11 protein-coding genes are annotated in these 14854 nt (G+C 57.5%); all 11 read left to right on the top strand.

Going from position 1 to position 14854, the window contains the following annotated elements; translation table 11 throughout:
- Positions 1-336: 336 nt before the first annotated feature.
- The 11 genes from G494_RS0121090 to G494_RS0121035 all read left to right on the top strand — a co-directional run bounded on the left by G494_RS0121090 (position 337) and on the right by G494_RS0121035 (position 14677).
- Positions 337-2397: a polysaccharide biosynthesis protein gene (locus tag G494_RS0121090; RefSeq protein WP_051305948.1), complete on the top strand. Its 2061-nt coding sequence runs from the start codon at positions 337-339 to the stop codon at positions 2395-2397.
- Between the two features lie 136 nt (positions 2398-2533).
- Positions 2534-3811 carry an outer membrane beta-barrel protein gene (locus tag G494_RS0121085; RefSeq protein WP_084457193.1) on the top strand — a complete coding sequence of 426 codons (1278 nt, stop codon included), beginning with the start codon at positions 2534-2536 and terminating at the stop codon, positions 3809-3811.
- Between the two features lie 346 nt (positions 3812-4157).
- Positions 4158-4958, top strand: a complete 801-nt coding sequence (locus tag G494_RS0121080; RefSeq protein WP_028586098.1) for an SLBB domain-containing protein — start codon at positions 4158-4160, stop codon at positions 4956-4958.
- Positions 4959-5226: 268 nt separating this feature from the next.
- Positions 5227-7449, top strand: coding sequence for a GumC family protein (locus G494_RS0121075; protein WP_035248010.1), 2223 nt, complete (start codon positions 5227-5229; stop codon positions 7447-7449).
- A 334-nt stretch (positions 7450-7783) separates the two neighbouring features.
- A complete protein-coding gene (locus tag G494_RS0121070) occupies positions 7784-8074 on the top strand; it encodes a GIY-YIG nuclease family protein (RefSeq protein WP_028586096.1) in 291 nt (96 codons plus the stop codon).
- Between the two features lie 422 nt (positions 8075-8496).
- Positions 8497-9195 carry a tyrosine-protein phosphatase gene (locus G494_RS24900; protein WP_035248005.1) on the top strand — a complete coding sequence of 233 codons (699 nt, stop codon included), beginning with the start codon at positions 8497-8499 and terminating at the stop codon, positions 9193-9195.
- A 17-nt stretch (positions 9196-9212) separates the two neighbouring features.
- Complete coding sequence (locus tag G494_RS0121055; protein ID WP_051305946.1) at positions 9213-9518, top strand: PqqD family peptide modification chaperone; 306 nt, start codon at positions 9213-9215, stop codon at positions 9516-9518.
- 192 nt (positions 9519-9710) lie between these two features.
- A complete protein-coding gene (locus G494_RS0121050; protein ID WP_208597728.1) occupies positions 9711-10412 on the top strand; it encodes a hypothetical protein in 702 nt (233 codons plus the stop codon).
- 158 nt (positions 10413-10570) lie between these two features.
- Positions 10571-11677, top strand: a complete 1107-nt coding sequence (gene wecB / locus G494_RS0121045; protein ID WP_028586092.1) for a non-hydrolyzing UDP-N-acetylglucosamine 2-epimerase — start codon at positions 10571-10573, stop codon at positions 11675-11677.
- 172 nt (positions 11678-11849) lie between these two features.
- Positions 11850-12497, top strand: a complete 648-nt coding sequence (locus G494_RS0121040; protein ID WP_028586091.1) for a PEP-CTERM sorting domain-containing protein — start codon at positions 11850-11852, stop codon at positions 12495-12497.
- 263 nt (positions 12498-12760) lie between these two features.
- Complete coding sequence (locus G494_RS0121035; protein ID WP_028586090.1) at positions 12761-14677, top strand: alkaline phosphatase D family protein; 1917 nt, start codon at positions 12761-12763, stop codon at positions 14675-14677.
- Positions 14678-14854: the final 177 nt, after the last annotated feature.

The raw sequence follows: 14854 nt of genomic DNA, 5'->3' as shown, positions 1-14854 counted from the left end.
GCGGGTATGACGGTAGATCGAAGGGGTGGTTGTGAAGGGGAAGGTATGGGGGGGCGGGGCGTGGGGTTCGGAGAGCGTAGTGTCTCGCAGCCAGGGGACTAGTCCTTTGCAGGGGGCGGACTAGTGCCTTTCATCCTGCGCTCAAGCAGAAATGGGCATTGTGCCCGATTGTTTTTTATAGGGATAAATTGTTTTCTGGTTCGGCAGTAAAAAGTGGTTTCCATCGTCCCCAGGCGGCAACAATTCCTGTTGGAGCGACTGCTTTCAGCAGGGCATGTACCGTACCTTTCCTGTCGCCTGGTTCGGCTCCGTCTACAATAGAAGAGAGAGAATACGATGAGCATGAGCGCAACCGAACTCCCGAAGCGATCCCCTCTATCGAAGCTGGTTCTTCGTACCGTGCCCAACCAGTGGCTGGTGGCGGGCATGGACCTGCTGGCCATCAGCATCGCCATCACCTTGGCCTTTCTCTTCCGCTTTGACGGTATCATTTCTGGCCAGTACGCCCGGCAGATCCTGTTGCTGATTCCCCTGCTCCTCCTGGTCAAGATTCCGGTCTTCTCCTTCTGCGGCCTCTACCGGGGGATGTTTCGCTATACCAGCCTGGCAGATATCCTGGCCGTCTTGCAGGCAGTGGTGATCTCCTCGGCCCTGGTGGTGACCGGGTTGATGATGCTCAATCGCTTTGCCAATCTCTCCCGCGGGGTCTTTGTCCTGGACTGCATCCTCACCTTCCTTTTGATCGCAGGCAACCGGACCCTGATCCGCTGCCTCTACCAGTATAGCCGCTACGGTGATGGGGATCGCCGCCTCCGGCCCCTGTTCCTGTGCAAAGACGGGGCCCGTCCGGTCAAGCGGCTGGTCCTGATCGGTGCCGGCAACTCGGCGGAAAAGACCCTGCGCGAGACCAAGGAGAACCCCAGGCTGCCCTATCAGGTGGTGGGCCTGGTGGATGATGATCCCAAAAAGCAGGGGCTGCAGATTCACGGGGTGCCGGTGCTCGGTCCCATCACCGCGCTCAAGGCCGTGGTAAAGCAGCACCGGGTGGATGAACTCCTGATCGCCATCTCCACCGCCAACAGCAGCCAGATGCAGCGGATCGTCGATATCTGCAGCTCCACCGGGGTCTCCTACAAGATCCTGCCCGGCATGCATGAGCTGATCCATGGCAATGTGAGCCTCCAGACCATGCGCGAGGTCGACTACAAGGACCTCCTGGGGCGGCCCACCGTGGAACTGGAGCAGGACGAGATCGGCCGTTATCTCAGCGGCAAGACCGTGCTGGTCACCGGCGCCGGCGGCTCCATCGGCTCCGAGCTCTGTCGTCAGATCCTCAAGTTCGAGCCTGAGCAGCTGATCCTCCTGGATGCCGGTGAGGAGAACCTCTACAACATCCAGATGGAGCTCCACCACCAGCACGGTTTTACCGATTATCTGCCGGTGCTGGGCAAGATCCAGAACCGCAGCCTCCTGGACGAGCTCTTTGCCCTCCACAAGCCCAGCGTGGTTTTTCATGCCGCTGCCTACAAGCATGTGCCCCTGGTGGAGCGCAACCCCTGGGAGGCGGTCTTTAACAACGTCTTTGCGGTCCGCAACGTGATCGAGGCCTCCATCAACCATCAGGTGGATCGCTTCGTGCTGGTCTCCACCGACAAGGCGGTTCGTCCCACCAACGTGATGGGGGCCACCAAGCGGCTCACCGAGCTCCTGATGCTGGCCTACAGCCAGGAGCACTGGGATGGATCCCTCTGCCAGGGCAGGCGCGACTGGCTCCAGGGGGTCTGCAAGCTCAAGGGCGGACGGAAGGAGTGCCGCCACAACACCACCTTCATGGCTGTGCGCTTCGGCAATGTCCTGGGCAGCTCCGGCTCGGTGGTGCCCCTGTTCAAGCGCCAGATCGAAAAGGGCGGCCCGGTTACGGTAACCCATCCCGAGGTGACCCGTTACTTCATGTCCATCGAGGAGGCGGCCCAGCTCATCCTCCAGGCCGGGGCCATGGGTCAGGGCGGGGAGATCTTTATCCTCAAGATGGGCCAGCCGGTGAAGATTGTCGACATGGCCCGCGACCTGATCCGGATGACCGGCAAGGAGCCGGGCAGGGATATAGAGCTCTCCTTTACCGGCCTGCGGCCCGGCGAAAAACTCTACGAAGAGCTGATTACCGCAGGCGAGGGCATCGTCACCACCCCCCATGACAAGATCATGGTCCTCCGCGGCGACGGCAAGTCCTATGCCCTGCTGGAGCCCCTGCTCAGCCGGCTGGCCGATCATGCCCAGCACCATGATGCCGTAGCCATCAAGGAGGTGTTGACCCTGCTCGTGCCCGAGTATGTGGCCGACTTCGCTGCCCCGGCCACCATCGTTCGCGAGGAGGACTCGGCCAGGATTGCGGCCTGAGACGGCTGCTGTTTTTTCCATTTTTGCACCACACCGGCAGGATATACATTCCCCGAGATAGCCCTTTGCAGAAAGGGCTATTTTTTGTATGTTGTCAGCTAATTGTTTGAGTTATTCAATGTTTTGAGGGCCTTTGATGTTGAAACCGGGAAAACAGTGTATCGCGACATTTCTCTTGCTGGTCGGCCTCCAGGGGATGGCCCTGGCCGGGGAGACCGCATCTGAACTCGACCAGAGCCTCTTTGGCGGTGGCGGCGGCTATATCCACCCCTACCTTACCCTGGCCGGGATGTATGATGACAACGTCTTCAACTCGGCCCGGGATACCACCAGCGACAGCGCCCTGGTGATCTCCCCCGGGATCTGGCTTGCCGTGCCCGGTACCCGCGAGAAACTGCTGAACCTGGAGAGCGACAACCTCACCCCGGGCGGCCTGCGCATGGTCCAGGATCGGGGTCGGGAGTTCAAGCGCTTCCAGGGCTATCTCCACTACGGGGCCGACCTTACCCGCTACCGCGATGTAAAGGACAACGACACCGACGACCAGCGGCTGGAGGGCTACTTCCAGTTCAACCTCAAGGGCAACCTCAGTGTCGAACTCCTGGACATCTACCTGGATGACCACAACGGCTGGAACAACGGCATCTCCGATGTGCTCTCCGAGTATAAGAGCAACCTGGCTGGCGGCCGGCTCACCTATACCCTGAACCGTTTTCGCCTGCGCGGCGATTACAGCAACTACAGCGTGGGCTACGACGATCTGGCCAACCAGGATCGCGACCGCCGGGACAACAAGTTTGCCGGCTACCTCTACTACAAACTCTCCCCCAAGAGCTCTGCCTTTGTGGAGTATGATTACCTGGATATCAGCTACGATAGCTCGCCCTATCTGGACTCCAGGGAGCACCATCTCTATGGCGGCCTGCGCTGGCGGCTCACCGGCAAGACCATGGGGCAGATCAAGCTGGGCTACCTGACCAAGGATTTCAGCGATGAACGCTTGGAAAATAGCGGTGACTTTGTCCTCCAGGGCTGGGTGGACTACGATCTCAGCGCCAAGACCCGGCTTAAGCTGCTGGCTTCCCGTACCATCGAGGAACCCGACGTCTACAGCCTGGAGAGCGTCACCTCCAACCGGGTCTCCCTGGCTTACGCCCATAAGCTGAGCTCCAAAATATCAGCCAATGCGCGCGCAGGCTACAGCTACCGCGACTATGCCGGGGTCTACCGCTCTGCAGAGGCCGAGGGCACGCGCCAGGACGATGAGTATCGGCTCCGTTTCTACCTGGACTACGATATTCAGGATTGGTTGGGCCTGCGGGCCAGCTATGATTACTTTGACCGCGACTCCTCCCTCTCGGCCCTCTCCTATACCGACAACCGGCTGCTCTTGAGCATTACCCTGCGGATCTAGGGCAGGGGAGGCGGGTGCCCCGGGAGGGCTGGAGTTCTTTAAACCGGGAGACAGATTGATTTTCACCAAAAGACGTGAAAAAAAATCAGTCCCCTCATTTCGAGGCAGGAAAGTACTCTGTGGGCCGTAGTCAACGTTACTTATTGACTAGCACAGAAGTTCAGCCGGATGACAAGCAACGGCTCTAGAGACGATGCAAGGGGACTGATTTTTATTTTTCTCCTTTTTTAAACCGGGGACAGATTGATTTTCAGCAAAAGAGGTGAAAAAATCAGTTCTCTCATTTCGAGGCAGAAAAATTAAATCTGTCGCCCGTATTCAAAAACGAAAACTCACGTCAACGACTATGAAACACGCTCTTTTGATCTGTATCCTCGCCGTTTTTCTGCTGCTGCCGTCCGGCCCTGCTGCGGCAAACGATTATGTGGTCAGTTTTGAGGATGTGCTGGACATCTCGGTCTACGATCATCCTGAAATGACCACGACCGTGCGGGTGGACGGCAACGGCAACGTGGTCCTGCCCCTGATCAACGGGGTCCATGTGGAGGGCTTGAGCGTCAGTAAGGTGGCCGAGACCATCACCGGGCTGCTCAGCGGTGACTATATCATCAATCCCCAGGTGAATGTCTTTGTGAAGCAGTTTCGCGAGCAGAAGGCCTCGGTGCTGGGCCAGGTGGTCAAGCCCGGGCTCTATGAGCTTCGCCCCCGCACCACCCTCCTGGAGTTGATCTCCCAGGCCGGCGGCCTCACCGTGGAGGCCGGTGAGGGGGCGGTGGTGAAGCGCGAGGCGCGCGGGAGTGGTGACACTGCGCCCCAGGAGGTGGTCGTGGACCTGGACCGCCTGGTGGAGCAGGGGGATATCAGCCTCAACCTCCAGATCCTGGACGGGGACAAGATTTTCATCGATAAGGCCGGGGTCTTCTATGTCACCGGCGAGGTCCGCAATCCCAACTCCTACAAGTACAAGGATCGGCTCACCGTGATCAAGGCCATTGCCATGGCAGGCGGCTTCTCCGACACCGCCTCCACCGGCTCGGTGAACATCGTCCGCAAGCAGGATGGAAAGGAGAAGGTCCTCAATAAGGTGGATCTGGATGAGCTGGTGCAGCCTGAGGATGTGATCGTGGTGCCGGAGAGTTTCTTTTAAGGTCTCTTTGAGGCGAATTTCACTTTCTGGCTGTCACGCTGGCTGTCATTCCCGCCTGCGCGGGAATGACGACAGAAGCGCGGGTATGACAGCAGAAGTGGGGGCGTGACGGCAAAAAAATGAATTGATAGCTCCATAACGAGGGACACTCCGAGAGCTGAGGGGACTGATTTTTTTTCACGTCTTTTTGTGAAAATTAATCTGTCTCCCGCTTCATAGAGCAGGCAGCACCTGATTCAATATTAAATTACTTTTTTCAGCAGGGATCATGGAAGATTCACAGCATATTGTCATCGAAGAGCAGGAAATCAATCTCCGGGATTACCTCCGGGTCATCCAGAAGCGCAAGTACGTGGTGCTGCTCTTTGCCCTCTTTACCCTGGTGGTGGTGACCCTGGTGACGGTGCGGACCACCCCGGTCTATGAGGCCTCCACCCAGGTACTGGTGGAGAAGAACGAGGCCACCTCGCTGATGGGTCGGGGGTACTACAATCCCTATGACCCCGAATTCTACGAGACCCAGCACCAGCTGATCAAGAGTCAGAGCGTGGCCCGCAAGGTGGTCGCCATCCTGGAGTTGGACAAGAATTGGCAGCGCTACTTTCCCAAGAAGGACAAGGGACCCTCCCTGGTTGCCACGGTAAAGAAGCAGGTGCGGGAGTGGCTGGCAGAGCTGATGCCGGCAAAGAAGTCGGGTAAGGCCATCGCCTCCACCGTGCCCCGGGAGGAACGGAGCCAGGCTGATATCATTGCCGATACCATCCGGGCCGGCATCCGGGTTACCCCGGTGAAAGAGAGCCGGATCATGAATATCCGTTTTCAGTCCACCAATCCGGACTTTGCCCGCCTGGTGGCCAACACCATTGCCGAGGCCTACAAGGAAGAGGTGATGGCCATCCAGGTCAATGCCTCGGGCTATGCCCTCCAGTGGATGACCAAGAAGGCCGACGAGGAGCGGGCCAACCTGGCAGCCTCGGAAAAGGCCCTGCAGCGCTACATGAAGCAGCAGGATATTGTCACCATCGAGGACAAGGTGACCATCCTGCCCCAGCAGCTCTCTAATCTCACCGCCAAGCTGGCCGAGGCCCAGGCGAAGAAGAGTAGTCTGGAGAATATCTTCAAGCAGATGGTGGCGGTGCGCGACGGCGGCGGGAATGGTGGCGATCTGGAGGCCCTGCCTTCGATGACCGGCAACGCGGCTCTCTTGACCATCCGCGGCCAGATTCGGGAGGCCGAGCAGAAGGTGAACGAGCTCAGCCAGAAGTATGGTCCCAAGCATCCGGTGATGATCGAGGCCAAGAGCGAGCTCAGGGCCCTGAAACGGCAGAAGCGGCAGGAGATCAACAAGGTCATTGCCTCGGTAAAGAGCGAGTTTGATGTGGCTGGCAGCCAGGAGGAGTCCATCCGTCTGGCCATGGCCGAGCTGAAGCAGGGGGCCCTGAGCCTGAACGAGAAGCTCACCGAGTACCGGATCCTCAAGCGGGATGTGGATACCAACCGGGCCATGTACGATGCCCTGGTGATGCAGGCCAAGGAAAAGGGCGTGACCGAGAGTACCCAGAAGGTGAATGTCTGGATGACCCAGGTGGCTGAGACGCCCCAGGCACCCATTAAGCCGCGGACTAAAAAAAATATGCTGCTGGGCTTGGTTCTGGGTGTCTTCGGTGGGGTGGGCATGGCTTTTTTCATCGAATACCTGGATAACACCATCAAGGATCCCGAGGATACAGAGCGCCGCTTTGAGCTGCCTGTGATCGGGGTGGTGGAACTCCTGAAGAAGGAGGACCCGGACCGCTATGCCCTGGAAGAGCGGGCCTCCTCCTTTGCCGAGGGCTTCAAGTCGCTGCGTACGGCGCTCCTGCTCTCGGCTGCGGAACGGCCGCCCAGGACGGTGCAGCTCACCTCCATGTCGCCCCAGGAGGGCAAGACCACCAATGTGGTGAACCTGGCCATCTCCCTGGCCCAGACCGAACGTTCGGTGCTGGTGATCGACGCCGACCTGCGGCGGCCGCGGCTGCACAGGGCCTTTGGCCTGGAGAATAACCAGGGCCTGAGTTCCTACCTCTCCGGAGCCACGACCGAGCTGGCCGTGCAGCAGGCCGAGGGAACCGGGGTGACGGTGCTTAGCTCCGGACCCATCCCGCCCAACCCCTCGGAGCTCCTGGGCTCGCCGCGCTTTGCCGCCATGCTGACCGAGCTGGAACAGCAGTATGACATGATCATCATCGACTCACCGCCTGTGCTCAGCGCTACCGATGCCCTGCTGGTGAGCAAGCTGGTGGAGGGGAGCATCGTGATTACCCGCTTTGGCGAGACCACCTTTGAGCGATTGCAGCGGGGTTTGAAGTCGCTCCAGGCCATAGACGGTCGTGTTATCGGCCTGGTGATCAATGGGATGGATATGCAGAAGAGCAACTATTATTCCTACTACGGCTACTACCAATACTACTCTGCCGGTTCCGGTTCCGGTGCCCCATCTTCACGCGCTTGAAGCTGAGCGCATAGGTAGGGCTATAGCGGTCAGCTCCAATTTAAGTTGAACCGTCATTCCCGCGCATGCGGGCATGACGCTAGAGTGGAGGGCATGGTCACAAGGGATCTCACGCCTAGATCGGTCTGCAGCCTGGAACCCAGGGCTTTACCCGGCAGCTCCAGCTTAAGCCGAATCGTCATTCCCGCGCAGGCGGGAATCCAGTTGCGCTCAAGGCACTTGCAGTTTTAGTAGCCCTGATCGCGTGCTTCTGTGGCCCGTGAGCGACCCAGCAGCTCCAGCTTAAGCTGAACCGTCATTCCCGCGCAGGCGGGAATCCAGTCTTGAAGGAACCATGAAGCAGCCTTGCGTCTTCTACATCTTGGCGAGCAAACGGAATGGGACACTCTACACCGGGGTAACCAGCGACCTGCTCAAGCGTGTTTGGGAGCATAAAAACAATCAAGCGGACGGCTTTACCCAAAAATACGGTATTCATCTCTTGGTCTACTATGAGCAGTGTGAAGACATGGTTTCCGCAATAGCAAGAGAGAAGCAGATTAAAAAATGGCATAGAAGCTGGAAAATACAACGCATAGAAGAGCTGAACCCCCAGTGGCACGATTTATATGAGACATTGCTGTAAAGCCCTGAATGCCCTGGAGCTACCCGGCAGCTCCAGCTTAAGCAGAACCGTCATTCCCGCGGAGGCGGGAATCCAGTTGCGCTCAAGGCGCTTGCAGTTTTAGTAGCCCTGATTTCGTGCTTCTGTAGCCCAGCCTTTTAACCAGGCGCAAAGTCGCAGGCGTCCAGCCCCTTTTTCTGGATGCCCGCCTCCGCGGGCATGACGGTAGAGGGGAGGGCGTGACGGCAAAAGAGTGAATGGATATATCCATAATGAATTCCATCAAAACCAGCCAGGACATCATTGCTAATGACCTTCATAATGAGGGACCATCCGGAAAGAGCGTCCCCCATACTTTTCGAGCCTGAAGGTGAGGTCCAATCTGTTCCCGTTGAGCAGGAGCATGTCTTGCCCTGCCTGTTCGCTGCTGAGCTGTACCAGCCATGATTGATATCCATTGCCATATCCTCCCGGATATCGATGATGGCCCCCGGACCTTCGAAGAGTCGCTGGCCATGGCCAGGCTGGCGGCCGCAGACGGAGTGGTCGTGGTGGTAGCGACCCCGCACTTGAACGAGAAACTCTACCCGCAGCTGGAGATCAGCCGCCGGGCCTCCTGGTTGCGCCATCTGCTGCGGACCGAGAAGATCCCGCTCTCGATCCTCTGCGGTGCCGATGTGAATGTGGTCTTTGCCGCCGAGCAGGTCAAGGATTTCACCATCAACGATACCGACTATATCCTGGTGGAGTTTCCCCACACCCATCTGCCCGGCAATGCCCGGGAGATTCTCTTCCAGTACAGGGTGAACGGGCTGAAGCCCATCATCACCCATCCAGAGCGTAACCCCTCCATCATGGCCCGTCCCGAGCTCTTGTTGGAACTGTTGAACGAGGGGATCTATGTTCAGCTGACCGCAGGCAGCGTTACCGGCGATTTCGGACGGGATGCCCAGCGCTGTGCCCATCACCTCCTCCGCGCCGGAGTGGTGGATGTGCTGGCCAGCGATGGCCACTCCAGCAGCTATCGTAAGCCGCTCTTGTCCGGGGGGATGGAGGCTGCGGCCGAGATTGTCGGCCGGGAGGCCGCCAGGGAGATGGTGTTTAGTAATCCGGTGAAGATTATCTCCGGCAGATCGATTTAGTTACAGGTAAGGAGCGTATGAAGAAAGCAAAGAGTCTGGCCGCCTTTGAGCAGGGGCAGTTGAAGATAGGGCAGGACCTGGTCCATCAGGAGCTCGATGGTGAGATGGTGATCCTCAACATCCAGTCCGGCCAGTATTTCGGTATCGAGGAGATCGGCAGCCGCATCTGGACCATGTTGGAGCAGGGGATGCGCCCTGCTGCCATGGTCCAGGGGTTGATCGCAGAGTATGCGGTGGAGGAGACCCTCTGCCGGGAGCAGGTTGCAGCCTTTCTCGACGAGCTGCTCCAGGAGGGCTTGATTGAGTTGGTGGAGCCTGCATGAGATCTCCTGCTCCAGGCAGGGTGCAGAGTCGTTCCGGCAATCCTGCTGAGGACGACCTTCAAGAGGGCCTTGGCGATAATCTTGCCAGGGTAAAAAAAAGATGAGGAAAGGCGCAATAACAGGTGTATGTCTCAGCTGTTGAAGGCTGTTTGTTGTTTGCATCTGAGAGGCCGTGAGGTGGAAAAAAGCTGTATGTCGGTTAATATTTACCCTAAAGTTGTATTCAAAGTCTTAATGGTGGTTATTTTTGTCCTCTTGCTTGCAGATATTGCAGGGATAGTTTCGAAGATATATTTTAATCATGGCCGGCTTTATGGCCTGGTCCCCTGGTTTAATTTTAATAATGAATTGAGCGTCCCCACACTCTACTCCTCCCTGGCCCTCCTTCTTGCCAGTGGGCTGCTGTTATGGATTGCCTTAATAGAAAAGTCTCTGAATAAGTCGTGGGTACCCTGGCTGGGCTTTATGCTGCTCTTTCTGTTTTTGTGCATCGACGAATCTGTCACCATTCATGAACAGTTGACAGAGCCCTTCAGGGATCTGTTGCATCTGAGCGGTGTGTTTTATTATGCCTGGATTGTCCCCTACGGCGTAGCTTTTCTGGTCTTCTCAGCGGTTTACTGTAAGTTTCTAATCAGCCTTCCCAGGCAACAACTGGGTCTGTTCATCCTCTCTGGAGTGGTCTTTTTATCCGGAGCCATTGGCCTTGAAATGGCTGGCGGCAACTTGGCGAGTGTACATAGCGAACAAGGGCTGGCCTATGCCCTCTGTTATACCGGCGAAGAGTTTCTTGAGATGACAGGTGTCGCCATATTTGTTTATTCCCTGCTTTTCTATATATCCCGTTATCTTAAACCTGCTGTCCTGGTCATAGAGGTTAGAAATGAGACATAGTACACTGGCCTTGTGAAGAGTTGTGAAGAGAGTCGGGCCAGGGTAATTGTTGGTGGCCCGGCCTTTTTATGGTATCCGGTTAGAGATGGTTGATGGGAGAGATGTTTCCGAGAGCCGATCAAGGCAATGATGAGCGAATCTTAAGGAAGGGATGTGCTATGAAGATCATTAATATCGTGGGTGCCCGGCCAAACTTCATGAAGATGGCCCCCATCATCGAGGCCATGAACGGGTACCCGGAGGAGATTGACCATCTGCTGGTGCACACCGGTCAGCACTATGATGAGAAGATGTCCAAGGCCTTTTTCGAGGATCTGGGCATGCCCAAGCCGGACATCGACCTCGGGGTGGGTTCAGGCAGTCATGCCGAGCAGACCGCCCGGATCATGGTGGCCTTTGAAAAGGTCTGTCTGGAGCACAAGCCGGACTTGGTGATCGTGGTGGGGGACGTCAACTCCACCATGGCCTGCACCATCACCGCCAAGAAGCTGGGGATAAAGGTCGGCCATGTGGAGGCAGGGCTTCGCTCCAGGGACATGGAGATGCCCGAGGAGATCAACCGGCTCTGTACCGACGTGCTCTGTGACTATCTCTTTACCACCGATTACTTTGCCGACCGGAACCTGCGGGCAGAGGGGGTGGCCGAGGATAAGATTGTCTTTGTCGGCAACGTGATGATCGATACCCTGCTCAAGCATCGCCGGATGGCTGCAGGCCTGGAGCTCTTGCCTCGGTTGGGGCTGGAGAAGGGCGGCTACGCGACCCTGACCATGCACCGGCCGTCCAATGTAGACGACCGGGATACCCTGGAAGAGATCCTCCGGGCCCTGAAGGAGATCAGCCGGCAGCTGCCCATCGTCTTTCCCATCCATCCCCGGACCAGGAAGATGGCCGAATCCTTTGGTCTGGACCGCTATTTCAACGAGGGCGACCAGGTGGAGGGGATCTGGCTGACCGAGCCCCTGGGCTATCTGGATTTTATGCATCTCAATATGAACGCCAGGATGGTGCTCACCGACAGCGGCGGGCTCCAGGAGGAGACCACGGTGCTGGGGATCCCCTGCATCACCATGCGCCATAACACCGAGCGCCCCATCACCTCCGAGGTCGGCACCAACGTGATTGTCGGCAACAGCGGCCAAAAGATCCTGGCAGCCGCCGCTGCCGTTCTGGAGGGCAAGGGAGAGGCGGGCACCATTCCCGAGAAGTGGGATGGCAAGGCGGCCCAGCGCATCGTTGCCTGGCTGGTTGCCCATCATCGCTAGCTTTATTCATTCCTAAAGCTCGGCTTTAGGGAGGAGATCGGCGCTTGCCAGACGATTTCCACCGTCTCATCAGCAGTTCGTTTTGCTTCTATCCTGTTTGTGCGCATACCCTTTTGTGTGCAGATAGTTCCTAACCATTGATATTTGAACAGGGTTACCTTGTGGAGGAGACATGAAACGTATTTTGGTGCTTATTCTTTCCTTTTCAACTTTTTGCTCTCTGGCAAACGCTACTATTATCAGCGGCGAGCACTACCTTTCCAATGGCAACAGAGTAAATTTAGGTGGGCTTGAATGGATATCGACCAAGCTGACCGAGGGGAGGCCAGCAAACAGCGTGCTTGCCCACCATCCCGGCTGGCGATTTGCCACCAAGCAGGAAACCAAGAATCTCCTGAAGTCAATCCAAGGGGGAGGGACTGGTGACATGGATGAGGCCAACTTTGCTGGTGCTGATTGGTTTCTCAATAATTTTGGGGTATCGGACTCGGCCTGGCATTACGGGGAGGCAACCTGTAACTGGTTTTACTATGGAGTCGATTTCGAGGCAGGGACAATGCTTTCCGCCATGGTTGAAAGATATGATTTTTCGGATGAGTGGCGAGAGGAGTACTTTAATACCTACGGAGTGTACCCAAAAGATGCCGGCCGGATTGAATCACACGGGTCATTTTCTTTCAACCCTTCTCACTCTGAGCCCATGACAGGATATATGCTGGTTCGCTCTGGCTCAGCACCAGTACCGGAGCCCTCAGCAACACTTTTATTTGGTCTGGGGATGATCGGCCTGGTTGGGGTTGGCAGAAGAAGAACTATGTGAGCTGGAAGGGCTGCTCAGAATCTGAGTGAAAGGGGTCGGTGTTGTTGCTGCTGTTGAGGGTTTAATGGATTGCAACCAGGGCCCTTGGTGTGCCTTTATTCCTTTTACTGAGAAGCTGGTCTTTGCGGATGCTTTGCTCCGATCCCATTTGTTGAGAAAAGGAGCTTGACCGTCCGGGGCGGGTTGACTATGTAGTTTCCAGGCTCTGCTCCGGGCAATAGTTTTATTACCCCACAATCAATCCCCGTTTTTTCTCTGAAAGTATGGAACCATCACCCCAACTTCCCGATATTGTCGCCGGCCCGATCCTGCGGCGTCTCACCCGCGACCAGCTGGTCCTCTGGCTGGTCACCAGCCGGCCGCTGGAGATGACCCTCTCTCTCTTTCGTCATCAGGATGGTGCCGCTTTCTTTTCGGGCGATATCAAGGCCTTTTCCCCCAGGCCGGTGCAGATCGGCGAGCGGGCCCATGTCTACCTGATCGATTATCGTCCTGAGGATCCTTTTCCCGAAGAAGAACTGCTGGAGTATGATCTGCTGATCAGCAGGGAGCAGGGGACAGAGCAGCAGGGGCTGGCCGAGACTCTGCCAGGTCTGCTCTACCCCGGCCAATCCCGGCCGGTGTTCATGGTCAAGTCACGGCTCAACCATGTCCTCCATGGCTCCTGCCGACAACCCCACTATCCCTCCCCGGATGGACTGCTGCGTATCGATGAGGAACTGGCAGAGACGGTGGCTGATCCTGGGGAGCGTCCCTGTCTGCTGATCATGAGCGGTGATCAGATCTATGCCGATGATGTGGGCGGTCCCATGCTGGTGGCCATTCATCAGGCGGCCGCGATCCTGGGCCTCTATCCGGAAGAGTTGAGCGGCGCCATGGTTGCCGACAGCGCAGAGTTGCTGGCCAGCGACTACTGCTACTATCGGCGGGAGGACCTGCTGCCCCACTCCAAGGAGACCAAGACCCTGCGCGATCGCTTCTTCGGCGGGGTGCGGAAGCCGATCTTCACCGCGGCCTCGGCCCATAACCACCTGGTCACCCTGGCCGAGGTGGCGGCCATGTATCTTTTGATCTGGTCTCCGGCCCTGTGGGATTTTGTCGATCTGGACAGGGTGGAACTCGACGAGGCCCATAAGGAGCTCTATCGCTCCGAACAGGTGCCGGTGGCGGAGTTTGCCGCAGGCCTTTGCCGGGTGCAGCGGATGCTGGCCCATCTGCCCTGCTACATGATCTTTGACGATCATGATGTCACCGATGACTGGAACCTGACCCGTGGTTGGGAGGAGGTGGCCTATGAACATCCCTTTTCCCGGCGGATCATCGGCAACGCCCTGATCGGATATTTCCTGTTCCAGGCCTGGGGAAACAACCCCCGCCAGTTTAACGGGACCTTCCTGGAAGAGGTCCATGCATGTTATGGAGAGCCCGGCGGGGAGCAGCAGGATCAGCTGATCAGCAGCCTGCTTGCCTATGAGCAGTGGAACTACACCCTGCCTACCCAGCCCAAGATGGTGGTCCTGGATACCCGTACCGATCGCTGGTGGTCCGAGTCGAGCCTCTCCAAGCCTTCCGGCCTGATGGACTGGGAGGGGCTCTCTGCCATGCAGCAGGAGCTGATGGATCAGCCTGCGGTGCTGCTGGTCTCACCGGCGCCCATCTTCGGGGTCAAGCTGATCGAGGTGGTCCAGCGGATCATCACCTACTGCGGCCATCCCCTGGTGGTGGATGCCGAGAACTGGATGGCCCACCCGGGCTCGGCGAATGTGCTGCTCAATATCTTTCGCCACCGGCGGACGCCCAAGAATTTTGTGATCCTCTCCGGTGATGTCCACTACTCCTTTGCCTATGACGTTAAGCTGAGGTATCGCCGCAACAGCCCGGATATCTGGCAGATCACCTGCAGCGGCTTCAAGAACGAGTTTCCCCACGGCCTGTTGGCCTGCTTTGACCACCTCAACCGCTGGCTCTATGGTAATTACTCCCCCCTGAACTGGTTTACCAAACGTCGCCGTATGCGCATCCGGCCACGTAAACCGGACCATCATGCCTCCCGCCGGCTCTTTAACCAGAGCGCTGTGGGCCGGGTCCGCCTCAACGGCGAGGGAGAGCCCACCGCCATCTCGGTGCTGCCCGCCGCTGGGGGTGAGGTCTGGTTCCATTCCCGGGAAGAGTCTGAGTAAAATATCGGCTACGAATATCCAGGCACATTGCTTATAACCTGGATTCCCGCCTTCGCGGGAATGACGGTTCCTCTTATGCTGGATCTGTGGGGCTAGGTCGTCTCTGTCGTTTTGTTGAAGGCCGATGGGGCAGGGGGCCCCGCCCCCTGTGTCAGGATGGATGTCGCCTTGCTGCAG

It is taken from the genome of Desulfogranum mediterraneum DSM 13871 (genome assembly GCF_000429965.1).
In the GTDB taxonomy this organism is placed as follows: domain Bacteria; phylum Desulfobacterota; class Desulfobulbia; order Desulfobulbales; family Desulfobulbaceae; genus Desulfogranum; species Desulfogranum mediterraneum.
Note: the sequence above shows the minus strand (reverse complement) of the source record. Positions and strands in the feature narration are given on the sequence as shown.

What these genes read in the sequence shown, in the direction of transcription:
- G494_RS0121090 (WP_051305948.1), top strand. Translation starts at nt 337, where the DNA reads ATGAGCATGAGCGCAACCGAACTCCCGAAGCGATCCCCTCTATCGAAG.
- G494_RS0121085 (WP_084457193.1), top strand. Translation starts at nt 2,534, where the DNA reads ATGTTGAAACCGGGAAAACAGTGTATCGCGACATTTCTCTTGCTGGTC.
- G494_RS0121080 (WP_028586098.1), top strand. Translation starts at nt 4,158, where the DNA reads ATGAAACACGCTCTTTTGATCTGTATCCTCGCCGTTTTTCTGCTGCTG.
- G494_RS0121075 (WP_035248010.1), top strand. Translation starts at nt 5,227, where the DNA reads ATGGAAGATTCACAGCATATTGTCATCGAAGAGCAGGAAATCAATCTC.
- G494_RS0121070 (WP_028586096.1), top strand. Translation starts at nt 7,784, where the DNA reads ATGAAGCAGCCTTGCGTCTTCTACATCTTGGCGAGCAAACGGAATGGG.
- G494_RS24900 (WP_035248005.1), top strand. Translation starts at nt 8,497, where the DNA reads ATGATTGATATCCATTGCCATATCCTCCCGGATATCGATGATGGCCCC.
- G494_RS0121055 (WP_051305946.1), top strand. Translation starts at nt 9,213, where the DNA reads ATGAAGAAAGCAAAGAGTCTGGCCGCCTTTGAGCAGGGGCAGTTGAAG.
- G494_RS0121050 (WP_208597728.1), top strand. Translation starts at nt 9,711, where the DNA reads ATGTCGGTTAATATTTACCCTAAAGTTGTATTCAAAGTCTTAATGGTG.
- wecB (WP_028586092.1), top strand. Translation starts at nt 10,571, where the DNA reads ATGAAGATCATTAATATCGTGGGTGCCCGGCCAAACTTCATGAAGATG.
- G494_RS0121040 (WP_028586091.1), top strand. Translation starts at nt 11,850, where the DNA reads ATGAAACGTATTTTGGTGCTTATTCTTTCCTTTTCAACTTTTTGCTCT.
- G494_RS0121035 (WP_028586090.1), top strand. Translation starts at nt 12,761, where the DNA reads ATGGAACCATCACCCCAACTTCCCGATATTGTCGCCGGCCCGATCCTG.